Annotated in this window: 1 pseudogene; it reads right to left on the reverse strand. The window is 72.6% G+C overall.

Annotation, left to right across the window (positions count from 1 at the left end):
* Window positions 1-266: 266 nt before the first annotated feature.
* Window positions 267-572 (reverse strand): annotated as a pseudogene (locus FRW57_RS24250) (hypothetical protein); the annotation flags it as partial.

A 572-nucleotide genomic window follows, 5' to 3' on the forward strand; every position in this document is an offset into this window, starting at 1 on the left:
CGCGGGGTGCGACCGTCGAGGGCTGCCACCTCGAGCGCCTCCCTGGCCGCCGCCAGCACGGCGTCCCGGCCGACGAGGCGTGCCGGCGCCTGGTTGAAGCCGGGGCGGTAGGGGTTCTGCTGCCGGGCGGGCGAAGGCATGAGCAGATTATAGCGGCTATAGCAGAAAGAGGCCGTTTATAGCGCCCTATAGCAATGCGGGTTCGGCGGTCTCGAGCGGCTCCGATCTACCCGTTGCCGGATCCTCGACCTGGTGCCGGCCCGCCGTCAGGTGTCGAGCTCGGCGATGACCTTGCCGCCGAGCACGCTCTCGATCACCGGCTGGCCGACTCCCCCGGCATCCTCGATGTCCTCGTCGTCCTCGCTCACCTGGCTGTCGTCCACGCGCGCCTCGGGGCCGGAACGCCGGTCGCCGCCCTCTGTCGCGACGAGACGCAGGGCACGCTTCATCGGGCTCGACGCTGAGGCGGCAGGCTCCGCGGGCGCGGTGGAGTCGGCGGACGCTCGCGCCGTGGTCTGGTCGGCAGGCTCCCTCGGGGCGGTCGGCTCCGGCCGGGTTCCGCCCTGCGGGTC

This window comes from Segeticoccus rhizosphaerae (assembly GCF_009192725.1).
GTDB lineage: Bacteria > Actinomycetota > Actinomycetes > Actinomycetales > Dermatophilaceae > Segeticoccus > Segeticoccus rhizosphaerae.